Genomic DNA, 14,584 nt, shown 5'->3' on the forward strand with positions numbered 1-14,584 from the left:
CACAGGCTGCGCAGTATATACAGCTTAATTCAGCTTGGCAAGCCTTTTTTGAAAATATTTTTGCCCGGCGGTTTAGGCCGCGCGATAACGGGTGGGGTCGGCCACGCCGGTGGCGGCAAAACCGGCGGCGCGCAGGCGGCAGGCATCACACAAGCCGCACGCTTCGCCGGCCTCGTTGGCCTGATAGCAGGTGGTGGTGAGGCTGTAATCCACACCCAGTTTCAGCCCTTCGCTAATGATCTGCGCCTTAGTCAAGCGAATGAGTGGCGTGTGGATATGCAGCGCCGAGCCCTCGACGCCCACTTTGGTGGCCAAGCGTGCCATGGCCTGAAAGGCCGAAATGTATTCGGGGCGACAATCAGGGTAGCCGGAATAATCCACGGCATTCACGCCGATGTAGATGTCATCGGCTTTCAGCACTTCGGCCCAAGCCAGCGCGAACGACAGCAGCACGGTATTGCGCGCCGGCACGTAGGTCACCGGGATTTCGTCTTCCTGTACGCCGCTGGTGGGCACTGCGATATTGCCATCGGTGAGCGCCGAGCCGCCAAAGGCCGCCAGATCGATTTTCACCACGCGGTGCTCAATCGCCCCCAGGCTCGCGGCCACGCGCTTGGCGGCGGCCAGCTCGGCGTTATGCCGCTGGCCATAATCAAATGACAGGGCATAGCAGTCAAAACCGGCGGCTTTGGCCATGGCCAGACAAGTGGCCGAATCCAGGCCACCCGATAATAAAATAATCGCTTTTTTGTTCATGTTTGGCTCCTTAGCATGGGTATAGTTGGCAAAGCTAATCAATAAAATGCTTAGCGGGCTATACCCCCGGTTTTTCACCCCAAAGGATTTTGTGTAGCTGCACTTGCACACGCACTGGCAGCTTGTCGGCGATCACCCATTCGGCCAGCTCCACCGGCTTAAGGCTTTCCCATACCGGCGAGAAAATCACCGGGGCTTTGAGATGCAGGGCTTGGGTCAGCACCAGCTCGCGCGCCCATTCGTAATCGCTACGATCGACCAGCACGAATTTGATTTCATCGTGCTCGTTCACCGCCTCCAGATTGGCCCACAACATATTCGGCAGCTCACCGGATTTGGGGGTTTTGACGTCCAGAATGCGCGATACGCGCGGATCGACGCAATCAATCGGCTGGCCGCCGCCAGTTTCGGTGCTGACGCTATAGCCGGCATCGCACAGGCGCTTAAACAGCAGATGCACCGGCTTTTGCGCCAGTGGCTCGCCACCGGTCACGCAGACGGTAGGACAGCCGTAGCTTTCCACCTGCGCCATGATGTCATCCAGGCTCATGGTTTTGCCGCCGGTGAAGGCATAGGCGCTGTCGCAGTAGGTGCAGCGCATCGGACAGCCGGTGAGGCGAATAAACACGGTGGGCAGGCCCATCCGGCTGGTTTCACCCTGCAGTGAGTGAAAAATCTCGGTAATACGCAAACTTTCGCGCATAAACACTTCATCCTTTCCAGAAAAACAGTCTGGGGGAAGCAAACAAAAAAGGCATTGAACGAGGCAATGCCGCAGGCTGGCCGGCAGGCGAATCCCACCCCAGTATGCTCGGCATTTTATACCTGTAAGCGAACAAGATACAGGCAGGATTACCCTAGCCGGCGCCAGGCAGACGACTGTCGGCCGGGCGGCGCTGTATGGATTTTTACACTGGTATGCGCCCGGCATTCGGCGTCTAATAGAGAACCACTCTCATTTTCTCTGCCGCACCACGGGATAGCCCCACTGGCTCTCACCTCCCCAGCCGCGGCAGCATAAACGTATGACCACGACTACCCCACCGCACAGCCGCTTTGCCGGCTGGATTTTATTGCTGGCCGCGCTCACCGCGCTGGGCCCGCTATCGATTGATATGTATTTGCCGGGCTTGCCCGCCATTGGCCATGAGCTGCACGCCGGCGATGGCACGGTGCAGCTCACGCTAGCGAGCTATTTTATTGGCCTGGCTATCGGGCAGATTTTGTACGGGCCGCTATCCGATCATTACGGCCGCAAACCGCCGCTGTTACTCGGCCTCGGCGTCTATCTGCTTTCTTCGCTGGGCTGCGCGCTGGCCAGCAGCATCGAAGCACTGGTGGCGCTGCGCTTTTTGCAGGCGCTGGGCGGCTGCGCCGGGATGGTGATTGCGCGCGCCGTAGTGCGCGATCGCTGCGACCCACGCAGTGCGGCGCAGGTGTATTCATCATTGGTCTTGGTGATGGGGATCGCCCCGATTCTGGCGCCGCTACTGGGTAGCTGGGTGGTCACCACCCTGAGCTGGCGGGCGATTTTTGGCTTGCTGGCCGGCTTTGCGCTGCTGTGCCTGCTGGCCATGCATTACCTGCTGCCGGAAACCCGCCCCGCAGTTCAGGGCCAACGCCTCGCGCTGGATGATACTTTGCGCGCCTATCGCGGCTTGCTGCGTGATCGGCATTTTATGGGCTACGCGCTCACTGGCGGGCTGGCGGTTGCCGGCCTATTTGCCTACATTACCAGCTCGCCGATTGTGATGATGAAGGTGTATGGCCTCAGCCCCACACATTACAGCCTGACCTTTGGCAGCATCGCCGCCTGTTACATCTTCGCCAGCCAACTGAATGCCCGCGCGCTGAAAACCAGCTCGATTGATCAGCTACTGCACCGCGCCAGCTTGGCCTTAGGGATAGCCAGCGGCACTTTGCTGGTGGCCAGCCTGATTACTCACCCACCGTTCTGGCTGCTGGTGGGCTGCATTTATCTGTATCTGCTGGCGCTGGGCTTTGCCGCCCCCAATGCCACGGCCGGCGCGCTGGCTCAGCATGGCCAGCAAGCGGGCCTGGCCTCGGCGCTGATGGGCACGCTGCAGTTTGGGATTGCCACGCTAGCCGGCGTGCTGATGGGGGTGTGGCACGATGGCAGCAGCCTGCCCTTAGCGAGCACTTTGGCGGTCTGTGGCATCGGCGCGCTGCTGGCTTATCGGTTGGTGGCCATCAAATTACAGCCGTAAATGCGTACCGGGGGTATTGCTCTCAAGGCAAATTATCTCAAAGCCTACAGGGCAATACCCACCTAAAACTAACGACCCAGTTGCCGCTGTTGCTGCACTCGACGCCACAGCAGCAATAAGGCCATCGCCCCCAGCACCGCGGCCACCAGTTTCAACACCTCACCGTGCAAGCCCAGTAATGCGAGCAAGCCACTGGCCAACCAGCTACCGGCAAGCCCCACCATGCAAGTGGCCAGCCAGCCACCGGGGTCACGTCCGGGCAGTAGCCACTTCGCCACAGCGCCAATCAGCAAACCAATCAATGCGGCAAAAAACACCCCCATGACACTACCCATTACGATTTCTGTTTCCATGCTGCACTCCTTCGATTCGAGCAATTAACAACGAAACTACCTTTCACTGGTGAATAAGCACCAACAAATCAGCCCCGCCACCAGTAGCACGGCCAGCTGTAAGAGCGGCAAAATCACCAACACGATGGGCGCCTGCGGATCAGGGTTGAGATACACCGCATCCAGCAACACCAGCGGCCCTTGCGGCGCGGCAAGCGCCGCGGCGATTTGCCACGTGCCCCGCCCCTTCGCGCCGATCACGCTCATACCAACCCACATCAGCACATAGGGCCAGCCCAACCAACACCACCACGCCAGCGGAAAATGACCCAACTTGGTGAGCAAATATCCGGCTATACCCGCCGTAGCAATGAGCCAAATTCGACCGGCATAACGTGTAGCCCAACTATCATCAGGATCGGTGTGCGGTAACATCTGCGCCTCCCTGCCCTGGCATTACAAGCAGGCGCTGTTATCCACGACATTGATGTCGCTATAGCGCCCCTGCCGGGTGGTGACCTGAACACATTCGCGGGCCGCGCTGTTCCACCACGTGGTGTAGCTGCGATGCCAGCCTTTTTCGCCATCCACATTGTGAAAACCACGCGATTGCAATTCGGATTCACCATAGGAAGCCCGGATGCCTTGCAAATCTTCAACATCCACGAAATACCGGTGCTGTCGCTCATCCACGTCGTCGTGTTGATGCTTATGCCGTTGATGATTAATCAAGGCCGCCACGCCGACCGCCGCAGCGACGCCCAAGCCGAGGGCAACGGCATTGCTTTTCGAGCCACCGCCATCGGCGTATTTTTCGCAATCCGCACGTGGGGTATTGCGCAGCGATTGATAGGTGTAGCCGGTTTGATAGGCGGTGATGCAATCCTGCGTGCTGGCGTTCCACCAGGTATCCCATTTGTCATCGCCCGAAATTTCGGTATGCACTTGGCTATACCCCGCCTGCGCTAATTGATCAGCCACTTTGCGATTATCCCGCCCAGCCAGATAACTAAAATCACGCGCTTGGGCCTGAGCCAGCAGGAAAGGATTGGCGAGCAACGCCACTAACAAGCTACTAACCATCGAAGGGTAGATTTTCATTTTGATCTCCTTGCTTGAGAACATCGAACTAGGGATGGGCACGGCGATTTAGCGCGATCCGCCCGCAGCCAATACGGCTTTCATTTCGGTAGCAATCAGCTCGGCCAATGGGCCCAACACAATCTGGATATGCTGCTGATCAAGCTTGATCACGCCAGCGGCGCCCAAGGCTTTCAGCTGGGCTTCATCAATCTGGGCGGAATCATTAACGGTGAGGCGCAGCCGGGTAATGCAGGCATCAATTTGCTGCAGATTCGTAGCCCCACCCACCACGGCCAGATAAGCCGTTGCCAGCGCGGTTTTGTCATTACTGGCTGGCGCGCTGGGCACCACTTCTTCGGCTTCCCGCCCCGGGGTTTGCAAGTTAAAGCGCACAATGGCCCAGCGGAAAGCGGCAAAATACAGCCCAAAAAACACCAGGCCCTGCAGCAGCAACATATACCAGCCTGTGGCGAGCGGATTCTGGCTCGACAACAAGAGGTCAACGAAACCCGCACTAAAACCAAACCCCGCCATCCAGTGCATGCTGGCCGCGATATACAGGGAAAGCCCTGTCAGCACAGCGTGCAACACATACAGCGGCGGCGCGGCAAACATAAAGGCGAATTCCAGCGGCTCGGTAATCCCAGTAAAAATCGACGACAACGCCGCAGTCGCCATGAGCGCCCCGACTTTGGCACGATTTTCCGGTTTTGCACTCTGGTAGATCGCCAGTGCAGCGCCGGGCAAGCCAAACATCATGATGGGAAAAAAGCCCGCCTGGTACATGCCGGTAACCCCCGGAATAGCGCGACCTTCGGCAATGGCCCGTGCCCCCCCCAAGAAGTTGGGAATATCGTTAATCCCGGCCACGTCAAACCAGAACACCGGATAAAACGCGTGGTGCAAGCCAATGGGAATCAGCAAGCGATTGATCAGGCCAAATAAGCCCGCTCCCACTGCGCCCAAGCTACTGATCTGCTTACCTGCACTGATCAAACCTGCAAACAGCCATGGCCAGATCACCAGTAGCGGCAGGGCGAGCACTAACATGGCCAGCGACACCAGAATAGGTACTAGACGTTTGCCAGAGAAAAAGGCCAAACCCGCTGGCAACTCGGTTTGAGCAAAGCGGTTATACAAGGTCGCCGCAATGACCCCACACAAGATCCCAATGAATTGATTATTGATTTTGCCAAAGGCCGGCGAGACTTGCGCCAGCGACTGGCTCTGGATCAGGGCCACGGCATGCGGACTGAGCAAGGTGGTTAGCACCAGAAACCCCACGACCCCGGCCATCGCGGCTGCGCCGTCTTTGTCCTTGGACAGACCATAGGCCACACCCGCGGCAAACAGAATGCTCATATTATCGATAATGGCACTACCGGCCCCGCCCAGCGTACTGGCAAACGGATGGTCACCACCGCTGGCCGACTGTAGCCAGTAGCCAATCCCCATCAGAATGGCCGCAGCGGGCAGAGTGGCCACGGGCAACATCAACGCCCGCCCAATTCTTTGCATATACCCAATGATATTCATGATGAACTCCTCGCGCGGCGGGAACGGACGCGCCATTCAGCCCGCCGCCCGGCGCAGTGTTAGCGCTGACAAAGTGAGCTGAGATTGCGGCCCGAGGCCGGATTCAGAGGCTTGCCGTTGATCCGGTTTACGATGTGGACGGTGTCGGGCTGATCGGTGAAGTAATACGCGCCCACGCCTTCAATCCAACGGGCGTCGTTGTTATGGCAATCCACTTCATAGGTGCCAATCGTGATAAAGCGCTTGCCATTGAAATCGCGGGTAACGGCCCAGTCTTCGACCACAACCCCGTTCTCTCGCAGGTCCACCAGCCGGACAAACTCTTTGTCACTGATCTGGCGCATATCCCGCTCGATACTGCGGGTGTTGAAAGTTTGCCCCGGGTAATACTGCATCGCGCTAGCGCCAAATGAAGCCAAGCCCAAAACGGCGGCCAAAAGTAGCTGTTTCATGCTGAATTCTCCTGTGTTGTGAATTGACAGAGACATAATATGCCGATCGAAAATTCACTTCAATACACAAACGAATTGTTTTGCATGTAAAAATTGCACAGCATGCCCAAGCGCAAGCCACAAAAAAGCCAGCACTTTGGCTGGCTTCATCGCACGGTTTAATCAATGCACTTAGCTTAAGCGGCCGCCCCGCCAGACCACCAAACCCAGCACCAGCAAGCGGGCCTGTGCCGGCAGCTGCAATGCAAAATAGCGGCTTTGATCGGGATTATCCGGCTGCAGCGTAATGTATTCAGGGCTCAGCGCAATTCGCCGGATCATCACCGCCCCATCCATCGCCACCGCAAAAATTTGCCCGGCGCAGAGTTCGGTCTGGGCGCGGTCGATCAGCACCCAGTCGCCTTTCTGAATCGTGGGCGCCATCGACTGATGCGGCGCCTCAGCCGCGACCAAACTCGCCGGGTCAGCCGCCAGCTGACGGGCGAGCACCGCTGAAAACCCCAACCCCTGCGCCGCGAAACGCGGCTGTGCGTCAATAAACCCCTCAATCACCGGGATCATTTGCATCGCCTCTGTGGCCGCATCAGCCACTGCCCGGGCACTTGGGCCAGCCTCGAATTCGGCCACACTAAGCCCCAGCGCATCAATCAACTTGCGCAAGGTGGCCGCCCGCGGCGAGGCGGTATCGCCAGACAAAATACGATGCACGGTAGGCTGCGGCACACCAGCCCGCTCGCCCAGCTGGCCCTGACTCAGGCCAAAATGGCGCATCCATTGTCGTAATGCGTCTGGAGTATTCATTTTTGTATTGCCAATGTTTTTTCACATTTTAATGCATTTTTATGCAAGCGGGGCTTATCATCGCCGTTTGTGGTGCAACACCTATCCGGCTGGCATGGCTTCCAGCGCCAGATCAATAAAGCTTCGCACTTTAGGAGTCAGGTAACGGGCACTTGCAAAGACAGCATGCACCGGAATTGCGGGCAGCGACCAATCCGCCAACAGCAAATTCAAGGTTCCACGCTCAACTTCAGGCTGCGCCACCAATGTGGGTAATGCCGCGATACCCAGGCCCGCTAAAGCAGCATCGCGCACGGTGAAAATATTGTTGGCCTTCAGCCGCGGGGTAAACTCCACTGGCTGGCTATCTGCCGCCCGGCTTAAACGCCACAGCGGCCGGTGACTGCCGCCAGCAAATGCGAGTAACTGATGCGCCCCCAAATCAGCTGGGTGCAATGGTTGGCCCATCCGAGCTAAATAGCTCGGATGGGCATAAAGGCCATAGCGAAGTTCCCCCAGCTTGCGTGCGGCTAGATTTGAGTCTGGCAGGCTACCGATCCGAATAGCCAGATCAAAGCCCTCATGCACCAAGTCCACCACGCGGCTAGTGTAATCAGCATCGACACTGACATGCGGATAACGCTGCAAATACTGCTGAATCCAACCACTAACGGCAATCATGCCGAACTCCACCCCGCAACTTAAGCGCAGCGTACCTCTGGGTTCACCTTGGGCGTTTTGTACCACGCGCCGAGCATCCTCGAGCGCTGCCAAAATACCCACTGCCCGCTCGAACAACTCACGTCCCACCTCAGTGAGCGACAAAGACCGCGTGGTACGCGCTAATAAGCGCACCCCAAGCTCTTGTTCCAGCTGGCTTAACACGCGGGAAAGATGTGCTTTCTGGCTACCCAGCGCCTTGGCGGCCGCAGTAAAGCTCCCCGTTTGTACGACCTTCACAAAAATCTGTAGTGCAGAGAGATCCATTGTTCACTTTTCCGGCAACAGATCATCTTATTTTGCGTTATTTATCAGCAAATAGCGATCAGGCAGACTAAGAGTCCACCTCTCAACAAACCAAGCTGGAGCCGCAAAATGAGCCTATACAATCCGAACCGGGTTAATCCACAGCGCCCCAAACGTATTGCGCTGGTCATTGCTAACCCCGCCACCTCGAGCAGCACAGGCTGGCCAGTAGGCTTCTGGTGGAGCGAAGTTACCCATCCCTATTACGTCTTGACCGAGGCAGGCTATGAGGTCACTTTCTTTAGCCCGGATGGCGGTGCCTGTGTCGCCGATGCACTCAGTGATCCGAACGACGCCAGCGGCTACAGCCGCCATGATCTAATCAGCCAGGGCTTTTTACACACGCCGGAACTACTGGCTCGCATCGCCAACACCACGCCGGTGCAAGACCTTGTCAGCGCAGATTATGATGCTCTACTGGTGGCCGGCGGCCAGGCTCCGATGTTCAACTTTGCCAACGCCCATGCCTTACAGCAGCAATTCGCCGCATTCCATGCGGCTGGCAAGGTCGTAGCCGCCCTCTGCCATGGCGTGGCTTTGCTGGCGTTTACCCAAACCACCACGGGAGAGTATCTGGCCAGCGGAAAAACGATCACCGGGTTTAGTAATCAGGAAGAAGATCAAGCCGATCAGGCTGCCTGGCACTATGGCTGGTTACCTAGCGGTCAATCAATTATGCCGTGGCGCATCGAAACACGCCTGCAAGAAATTGGCGCTAATTTTGTTCATGCTGGTGCTTGGCAAAGTTATGCCGTACGCGACGGCAATCTGATTACTGGCCAGCAAAACTTTTCTGGCGAAGCAACGGCACGCTTAATGATTGAGGCCCTTGGCCGTTAACTCAGCATGTCAAAGGAGCAAGAAATGAGCATCTCGATTTTAGGAGCAGGAAATGTGGGCATGGCTCTAGCCAAAGCGCTAACCCAGCGCGGGGAAACGGTGATCTTTGGGGTGCCAGAGCCAGAAAAGTACACTGCCGCCGTGGCTGCTTTGGGGCCGCTTGCTCAAGTGCAGAGCAATGGCGCGGCCATTGCCGCAAGCGAGCTCATTATTTTGGCAATACCAGCCAATGCCGTCGCCGCCGTGGCGCAAAGTGTGCCCGACTGGCAAGGCAAAATCCTTGTGGATGCCACCAACCCATTGGCCCCAGGCCTAGCCGGCCTCACCATCGGCACCCACACCTCGGGTGCCGAAGAGCTTGCCAAGCTCGCCAAGGGGGCGCGAGTCATCAAAGCCTTTAACACCACCGGCGCGGAAAACATGGCAGATAGCCATTACCCTCATGGTCTTCCATGGATGCCGGTGTGTGGCGATGACGCCGAGGCACGCCAACGCGTGCTGGCTCTCGCGACACAACTGGGCTTCGATGCGGTGGATTGTGGTGATCTGCAAGCCGCACGCTATCTAGAGCCTTTCGCCATGACCTGGATTCACCTCGCGCTAAAACTGGGCCAAGGGCGTAATTTTGCCTTTGCACGCCTGCAGCGATAAAACCGCTTTAGCCATAAAAAAGATCGCCTGCGGGCGATCTTTTTTGGCTTAAAGTGACTGGCTTCGCAGTCACACTCTTACTTAGTTCGGCGCGGCCAGTGCTTTTTTGGCTTTGGTTGCGGCTTCCGATTGCGGATAGCGCTCGATGATATTGATCAGGTAGCTGCGCGAGCCCTTTTTATCCCCAGTTTGTGCGGCTACCGAGGCAAGACCCAATAGGGCGTCGGGGGCTTTGGCGTCTTCTGGCGCGTTTTCGACCACGTTTTTAAACGCAATCGCGGCAGATTTATAGTCTTTGTTAAAAGCGTAATTCATGCCCATCCAGTACTGGGCGGCCGGCATTTTGTCGCTATTGGGAAAGTCGGCCACAAATTTGGCCCAGGCAGCGCCCGCTTCTTTGAATTTCTTGCCTTGTACCAGCGCGACGGCCGCGTCAAAGCTTTCTTGCTCGGTGGCTTTAACTTCCGCTTTGGCCTCGGCCTTGGCTTGCTCCAGCGTACGCAGGCGGGCATCCAGATCGACATACAGGTCTTTCTGGCGTTTTACCGCTTCTTCGAGGCTGAATTGCAGGTTTTCGTTCGCCCCACGTAGCTGGGCAATTTCGTCTTTTTGCTGATCCAGCTGGCGCACCAGATCAAGTACGCGCTTATTGCTGGCTTCCAGCTGCTCCAGCCGCTGCTGGTTTTCCTGCTGCAGTCGGGTCACATTATTGGATAAATCGTTGATCTGCTGACGAGCCACATTATCGTCAAACAGACCAGCCTGAGCCTGCAGCGACAAGCCAGCCAGAATCAGGGCCATCAGGCTACGTTTCAGCATTTGCATGATTCAAATCCTTCAGACAATAAACACAAACCCCGCCAGGCGGGGTTTGTTTGGTGCAATACGCCCCAGCACAAACATTAGGCAAGAGCGTAGGGCAGGCGGTCAACTCAGGGCAAGCCCCTTATTTGCTTTGTTCGCCGTTATACACAATTTCCGCGCGGCGGTTACGTTCCCACGCTTCTTCGGTATCGCCATTTTCCAGCGGACGCTCTTTACCAAAGCTCACCGCTTCGATCTGGTCGGCATTCACACCCAAGGCGCTCAGCATTTTAGCCACGGCTTCGGCCCGTTTCTGACCCAGCGCCAGGTTGTATTCGGCAGTACCGCGATTGTCGGTGTGGCCTTGCAGAATGATCTTGTAATCACGGTTCTGCACCAGGAATTTAGCGTGAGCCTGCACCATTTCGTCGAAGTCTTTCTTCACGGTATATGAATCGTAATCGAAGTACACGCGACGTTGTGACAGCACATTGTTTGGATCAGTCAGGCGTGGATCCAGTTTCACACCAGTAGTGCCGGTGGTATCCACGGTTTTGATCTCGCTACCAGTGTTAGCGCTTGGCGCTGGGGTGGCGGCGGTGTTTGGCGTCGTCACAGGAGCAGGGGTAGTTGAACACGCTGCCAGCAGGGCAGTCATCAATACACTCAGGGCAATCTTTTGCATCGCACTATTCCTCATTATTGAAAAGACAAAACACACTCGAACCACTTACCGCAGCATTGGCCCCCAGGCAGGCTGGCGCACTTCACCGCCCTGCGCTTTTAGCCGCTGTTTCACCCGGCCATCGGCCGAAACAATCGCCAGCTGGCCACGACGACCGACATCGGTTTCGTACAGAATCATCTGGCTATTGGGCGCAAACGATGGCGAATCATCGGCATTGGTATCGGTGAGTACCATGCTCTGGCGGCTGGCCAGATCCATAATCGCCACCCGATAACCATTGCTGCGGGTGATGTAAGTCATCGAACGACCATCCGGCGACAACTTGGCGCTGGCATTGTAGGGGCCTGAATTGGTCAGCCGTACTACATCACCACCGCTGACAGACATCCGGTAAATCTGCGGGCTACCACCGCGGTCCGAGGTAAAGATGATGTTCCGACCATCCGGGGTAAAAGAAGGTTCCGTATTAATTTCACCGGTCTGGGTCAGGCGGCGCGGATTGCTGCCATCAACGTTCACCAGATAAATCTGGCTGCCGTAATCTTTGGTCAGCACCACCGCCAGCTGGCGTCCATCTGGCGACCAGCCCGGCGCCGAGTTAGAGCCTTTGAAGTTAGCCGCTTGCCAGCGTTTGCCTGTCGCCAGCTCATGCACATACACCACCGGCTTTTCGTTTTCGAACGAGACATAGGCCAGTTTGCTGCCATCGGGCGACCATTTGGGCGACATAATCGGCTGGCGCGAAGCCAATACCGTTTGCGCGCCATAGCCATCCGAATCGGCCACTTGCAGCTGATGACGGCCCGGGGTTTTCAGCACATAGGCGATGCGCGAGGCAAAGCTGCCGTTTTTGCCGGTGAGCTTGGCGTAGATCATGTCGGCGATCTGATGCGCCAGCCGGCGGGTTTGAGCGGGATTACCGCGTTTTTCAAAGGCGATCAGCTCTTGCTTGGTAGCCAGATCGACCAGCCAGAAACGCACCACCACTTGCCCGGCATCGGGCACGATCTGCCCCACCAGCGCGGTTTGCGCACCCTTGGCCTGCAACGCGGCATAGTTGATCTCGCCCGAGCTATACGGCAATGGCGCCACATCGCCGGCACCAATCACCTTGAACAAACCGCTATTGGTCAGATCAGAGCCCACCACCGGGGTGATTGGCTGCTGCATGCCTATTTCATTTTTAAAGGGCACGATGGCGATGGGGTATTGCTGGCTGCCGACCCCCACCACTTCAATGGTCATATCGGCACGCGCAGCGCCACTGACCAGCAAAGCGGCCAGCAGCAGGCTACGTAGAAACAGTTTCAGCATCTTCATCTTGTCTCACTTATCACAAGGTGTTGCAGCGTTTTGCCCGCTTAATCCAGGCGGAATTTAATCGTCCAAGTGCGCAGCGGGCCACTGAAAGTCTGCCCATCTGGCAATGGCGGGAAGCGGCCCATGCTCAGAATCGCCCGCTTGGTAGCTTCGGCATAGGCAGGGTCGCCAGTCGCACTCAGCTGCTGCAGCTGATCTTCCAGAATCGAGCCATCCGGCAGCACAATCACGCGGAATTCCGCCGTGGGGTTACCCCCCTTGCTATACACCGTGCGCGATTTAATCTGCTGGATCAGCCGGCCTTTGTAGGATTCGATCCCTGACAGGTTATTGCCGCTGCCTTTGCCCGGCCCACTATTGCCAGTGGCATTTGCGTTAGTGCCCGTACCGCCAGCTTTACCACCGGCAACCGGCTTGCTGTCGCTCTTGTTGCTAGCCACTACGTTGTCGAACGACAGCGCATCTTGCAGCTCGCTGGATTTCTTTGGCGCAGCAGTCGGCTTGGCTTTCGGCTGCGGTGTGGCCTTGGCCGGCACTGCCGTTGCTTTTGGCGCTACGGTGGCTTTCGGCGTTGGCGTCGGTTTGGGCGTCAGCAGCGGGGTAGCGGTCGGCTTGGCCGTTGGTTTGGGCGTGGTTTTCACCTGTGCCGTCTGAATATCAACTTTTTCCGGCACCACTTCCGGCTCGGGCGGCGGCTGTTTCACTGGTTTGGCGTTCACCGGCTCGACCGGCGGCTCTGCCGGTGCCGCCGGCGGCGGGCCGCCCCAAAGCTCAACCTGCACCGGCTGCGCCGGTTTGGTTTTCCACTGCACCGACAGCAGCAAGACACCAGCCAGCAACACGTGCATCAACACCGCCAGCACAAAGGCTAGGCCGCGTTGCTCGGCATGGGCAGGGTTATGCACTGGACTCATTGTTTCGGCTGCACCATCAAACCCACGCGAGCGATATTCTCGCGCTGCAATTGATCCATGGTTTGCACCACGACTTCGTATTTCACGTTTTTATCCGCCGAAATAATCACCGGCCGCTCTTGACCAGCCAAGCGGGTTTTGATGCTGGCCACCAGCGCGCTGACATTCGCTTGCGGCTCGGCCTTGCTCCCGGGGGCATCCACCAGCCCCAGCGCGCCCTCGGCCGAGATTTCTACCGTTAGCGGCTTGGCATTCACTTCGGTATTGGCTTTACCCACGCTGGGCAAATTGATCACCGAGGGCTGCATCATGGGTGCCGCCACCATAAAAATCACCAGCAGCACCAACATCACATCGATGTAGGGCACCACATTGATTTCGCTTTTGGCGCGACGGGGTCGACGATTACGCATGCCACCACCGCCTTAGCGCACTTGGCGCTGCAGTACGTTAGAAAACTCTTCGATGAAGGTATCAAAACGATTGGCGAGGCGATCCACATCGTAGGCAAAGCGGTTGTACGCCACCACAGCCGGAATCGCGGCAAACAGACCAATCGCCGTCGCCACCAGCGCCTCGGCAATGTGTGGCGCCACGGTCGCCAGCGTGGCTTGGCCGACATTACCCAAGCCTTTGAACGCGTACATAATCCCCCACACGGTACCAAACAGCCCGATATACGGGCTCACCGAGCCGACCGAGGCCAGGAAGGCATTGTGTTTATCCAGGAAATCCAGCTCGCGCTGACACGAAGCCCGCATCGCCCGGCGCGTACCTTCCATCACATCCGATAATTCCATATTGCCGCGCTGGCGCAGCTTGAGAAATTCGCCAAAGCCGGCTTCAAAGATTTTTTCCATACCGATGCTGCGCGAGCGTTTAACCTGCTCGTACAGCGCGGAAAGATCCGAGCCACTCCAGAAGCGGTCTTCAAATTCTTCGGTGCTTTTTTTGGCATTGGCCAGCGTGAAATGCTTGCTGAAAATATGCCACCAGGACATGAAGGACAGCGCCAGCAGGATCACCATCACCAGCTGCACGACAAAACTCGCCTGGATAACCAGGTTGATAATCGACATATCTTCAACGCCAGTGCTCACGGGGTCACTCCAAAATCCTGAAAATTAAACAAATCGGCTGTCAAAATAGAAACTGCGGCCGGCGAAAAGTTCAG

18 protein-coding genes are annotated in these 14,584 nt (G+C 57.1%); 3 read left to right on the forward strand and 15 right to left on the reverse strand.

All coding sequences use genetic code 11. From position 1 onward, the window contains the following. Positions 1-72: 72 nt before the first annotated feature. Both queC and queE read right to left on the reverse strand, forming a co-directional pair. On the reverse strand, positions 73-756 hold the full coding sequence (gene queC / locus L991_RS15500) for a 7-cyano-7-deazaguanine synthase QueC (protein ID WP_047396901.1): 684 nt from the start codon (positions 754-756) through the stop codon (positions 73-75). 58 nt (positions 757-814) lie between these two features. Next, complete coding sequence (gene queE, locus L991_RS15505; RefSeq protein ID WP_047396902.1) at positions 815-1,459, reverse strand: 7-carboxy-7-deazaguanine synthase QueE; 645 nt, start codon at positions 1,457-1,459, stop codon at positions 815-817. A 322-nt stretch (positions 1,460-1,781) separates the two neighbouring features. Between queE and L991_RS15510 the strand changes: the two genes are divergently transcribed. Beyond that, entirely contained in the window at positions 1,782-2,984 is a 1,203-nt protein-coding gene (locus L991_RS15510) for a Bcr/CflA family multidrug efflux MFS transporter (protein WP_047396903.1), read from the forward strand. A 68-nt stretch (positions 2,985-3,052) separates the two neighbouring features. On the opposite strand, the gene L991_RS15515 is transcribed toward L991_RS15510, so the two are convergent. The 7 genes from L991_RS15515 to L991_RS15545 all read right to left on the reverse strand — a co-directional run bounded on the left by L991_RS15515 (position 3,053) and on the right by L991_RS15545 (position 8,154). Then, positions 3,053-3,337: a GlsB/YeaQ/YmgE family stress response membrane protein gene (locus tag L991_RS15515; protein WP_052190985.1), complete on the reverse strand. Its 285-nt coding sequence runs from the start codon at positions 3,335-3,337 to the stop codon at positions 3,053-3,055. 36 nt (positions 3,338-3,373) lie between these two features. Next, positions 3,374-3,751: a hypothetical protein gene (locus L991_RS15520; protein WP_047396904.1), complete on the reverse strand. Its 378-nt coding sequence runs from the start codon at positions 3,749-3,751 to the stop codon at positions 3,374-3,376. Positions 3,752-3,772: 21 nt separating this feature from the next. After that, on the reverse strand, positions 3,773-4,417 hold the full coding sequence (locus L991_RS15525) for a hypothetical protein (protein WP_047396905.1): 645 nt from the start codon (positions 4,415-4,417) through the stop codon (positions 3,773-3,775). Positions 4,418-4,465: 48 nt separating this feature from the next. Continuing rightward, positions 4,466-5,935 carry an N-acetylglucosamine-specific PTS transporter subunit IIBC gene (nagE, locus tag L991_RS15530; RefSeq protein ID WP_047396906.1) on the reverse strand — a complete coding sequence of 490 codons (1,470 nt, stop codon included), beginning with the start codon at positions 5,933-5,935 and terminating at the stop codon, positions 4,466-4,468. A gap of 59 nt (positions 5,936-5,994) precedes the next feature. After that, the gene (locus tag L991_RS15535) at positions 5,995-6,387 is read right to left on the reverse strand and encodes a hypothetical protein (protein ID WP_047396907.1); all 393 of its coding nucleotides are present in this window, start codon (positions 6,385-6,387) and stop codon (positions 5,995-5,997) included. Between the two features lie 171 nt (positions 6,388-6,558). Further along, positions 6,559-7,188, reverse strand: a complete 630-nt coding sequence (locus L991_RS16735) for an XRE family transcriptional regulator (RefSeq protein ID WP_081986727.1) — start codon at positions 7,186-7,188, stop codon at positions 6,559-6,561. Positions 7,189-7,269: 81 nt separating this feature from the next. After that, positions 7,270-8,154 (reverse strand): LysR family transcriptional regulator, encoded by an 885-nt coding sequence (locus tag L991_RS15545; protein ID WP_047396908.1) that lies wholly within the window; start codon positions 8,152-8,154, stop codon positions 7,270-7,272. A 108-nt stretch (positions 8,155-8,262) separates the two neighbouring features. On the opposite strand from L991_RS15545, the gene L991_RS15550 reads away from it, so the two are divergent. Both L991_RS15550 and L991_RS15555 read left to right on the forward strand, forming a co-directional pair. Then, a complete protein-coding gene (locus L991_RS15550) occupies positions 8,263-9,033 on the forward strand; it encodes a type 1 glutamine amidotransferase domain-containing protein (RefSeq protein WP_047396909.1) in 771 nt (256 codons plus the stop codon). 24 nt (positions 9,034-9,057) lie between these two features. Further along, positions 9,058-9,684, forward strand: coding sequence for an NADPH-dependent F420 reductase (locus L991_RS15555; RefSeq protein WP_047396910.1), 627 nt, complete (start codon positions 9,058-9,060; stop codon positions 9,682-9,684). A gap of 81 nt (positions 9,685-9,765) precedes the next feature. On the opposite strand, the gene ybgF is transcribed toward L991_RS15555, so the two are convergent. The 6 genes from ybgF to tolQ form a co-directional block, all read right to left on the reverse strand. Then, positions 9,766-10,509: a tol-pal system protein YbgF gene (gene ybgF, locus L991_RS15560; protein ID WP_047396911.1), complete on the reverse strand. Its 744-nt coding sequence runs from the start codon at positions 10,507-10,509 to the stop codon at positions 9,766-9,768. Positions 10,510-10,630: 121 nt separating this feature from the next. After that, positions 10,631-11,173, reverse strand: a complete 543-nt coding sequence (pal, locus tag L991_RS15565; protein WP_028450596.1) for a peptidoglycan-associated lipoprotein Pal — start codon at positions 11,171-11,173, stop codon at positions 10,631-10,633. 45 nt (positions 11,174-11,218) lie between these two features. Next, positions 11,219-12,496, reverse strand: a complete 1,278-nt coding sequence (gene tolB / locus L991_RS15570) for a Tol-Pal system beta propeller repeat protein TolB (protein ID WP_047396912.1) — start codon at positions 12,494-12,496, stop codon at positions 11,219-11,221. A 41-nt stretch (positions 12,497-12,537) separates the two neighbouring features. Continuing rightward, positions 12,538-13,410: a cell envelope integrity protein TolA gene (locus L991_RS15575; protein ID WP_047396913.1), complete on the reverse strand. Its 873-nt coding sequence runs from the start codon at positions 13,408-13,410 to the stop codon at positions 12,538-12,540. Next, positions 13,407-13,823: an ExbD/TolR family protein gene (locus L991_RS15580; RefSeq protein WP_028450599.1), complete on the reverse strand. Its 417-nt coding sequence runs from the start codon at positions 13,821-13,823 to the stop codon at positions 13,407-13,409. Before L991_RS15580 ends, L991_RS15575 begins: the two co-directional genes overlap by 4 nt. Positions 13,824-13,835: 12 nt before the next feature. Further along, the gene (tolQ, locus tag L991_RS15585; protein WP_028450600.1) at positions 13,836-14,489 is read right to left on the reverse strand and encodes a protein TolQ; all 654 of its coding nucleotides are present in this window, start codon (positions 14,487-14,489) and stop codon (positions 13,836-13,838) included. Positions 14,490-14,584 lie beyond the last annotated feature (95 nt).

Origin of the sequence: Chitinibacter sp. ZOR0017, from assembly GCF_000799095.1 — a bacterium.
Classification (GTDB): Bacteria; Pseudomonadota; Gammaproteobacteria; order Burkholderiales; family Chitinibacteraceae; genus Chitinibacter; species Chitinibacter tainanensis.

Excerpts from the sequence above, each read along its gene's own strand:
- tolQ (WP_028450600.1), bottom strand. The coding sequence starts at position 14,489 with ATGTCGATTATCAACCTGGTTATCCAGGCGAGTTTTGTCGTGCAGCTG.
- L991_RS15510 (WP_047396903.1), top strand. The coding sequence starts at position 1,782 with ATGACCACGACTACCCCACCGCACAGCCGCTTTGCCGGCTGGATTTTA.
- L991_RS15520 (WP_047396904.1), bottom strand. The coding sequence starts at position 3,751 with ATGTTACCGCACACCGATCCTGATGATAGTTGGGCTACACGTTATGCC.
- ybgF (WP_047396911.1), bottom strand. The coding sequence starts at position 10,509 with ATGCAAATGCTGAAACGTAGCCTGATGGCCCTGATTCTGGCTGGCTTG.
- L991_RS15525 (WP_047396905.1), bottom strand. The coding sequence starts at position 4,417 with ATGAAAATCTACCCTTCGATGGTTAGTAGCTTGTTAGTGGCGTTGCTC.
- queE (WP_047396902.1), bottom strand. The coding sequence starts at position 1,459 with ATGCGCGAAAGTTTGCGTATTACCGAGATTTTTCACTCACTGCAGGGT.
- pal (WP_028450596.1), bottom strand. The coding sequence starts at position 11,173 with ATGCAAAAGATTGCCCTGAGTGTATTGATGACTGCCCTGCTGGCAGCG.
- L991_RS15545 (WP_047396908.1), bottom strand. The coding sequence starts at position 8,154 with ATGGATCTCTCTGCACTACAGATTTTTGTGAAGGTCGTACAAACGGGG.
- tolB (WP_047396912.1), bottom strand. The coding sequence starts at position 12,496 with ATGAAGATGCTGAAACTGTTTCTACGTAGCCTGCTGCTGGCCGCTTTG.
- L991_RS15515 (WP_052190985.1), bottom strand. The coding sequence starts at position 3,337 with ATGGAAACAGAAATCGTAATGGGTAGTGTCATGGGGGTGTTTTTTGCC.
- L991_RS15575 (WP_047396913.1), bottom strand. The coding sequence starts at position 13,410 with ATGAGTCCAGTGCATAACCCTGCCCATGCCGAGCAACGCGGCCTAGCC.
- queC (WP_047396901.1), bottom strand. The coding sequence starts at position 756 with ATGAACAAAAAAGCGATTATTTTATTATCGGGTGGCCTGGATTCGGCC.
- L991_RS15580 (WP_028450599.1), bottom strand. The coding sequence starts at position 13,823 with ATGCGTAATCGTCGACCCCGTCGCGCCAAAAGCGAAATCAATGTGGTG.
- L991_RS15550 (WP_047396909.1), top strand. The coding sequence starts at position 8,263 with ATGAGCCTATACAATCCGAACCGGGTTAATCCACAGCGCCCCAAACGT.
- L991_RS16735 (WP_081986727.1), bottom strand. The coding sequence starts at position 7,188 with ATGAATACTCCAGACGCATTACGACAATGGATGCGCCATTTTGGCCTG.
- L991_RS15535 (WP_047396907.1), bottom strand. The coding sequence starts at position 6,387 with ATGAAACAGCTACTTTTGGCCGCCGTTTTGGGCTTGGCTTCATTTGGC.
- L991_RS15555 (WP_047396910.1), top strand. The coding sequence starts at position 9,058 with ATGAGCATCTCGATTTTAGGAGCAGGAAATGTGGGCATGGCTCTAGCC.
- nagE (WP_047396906.1), bottom strand. The coding sequence starts at position 5,935 with ATGAATATCATTGGGTATATGCAAAGAATTGGGCGGGCGTTGATGTTG.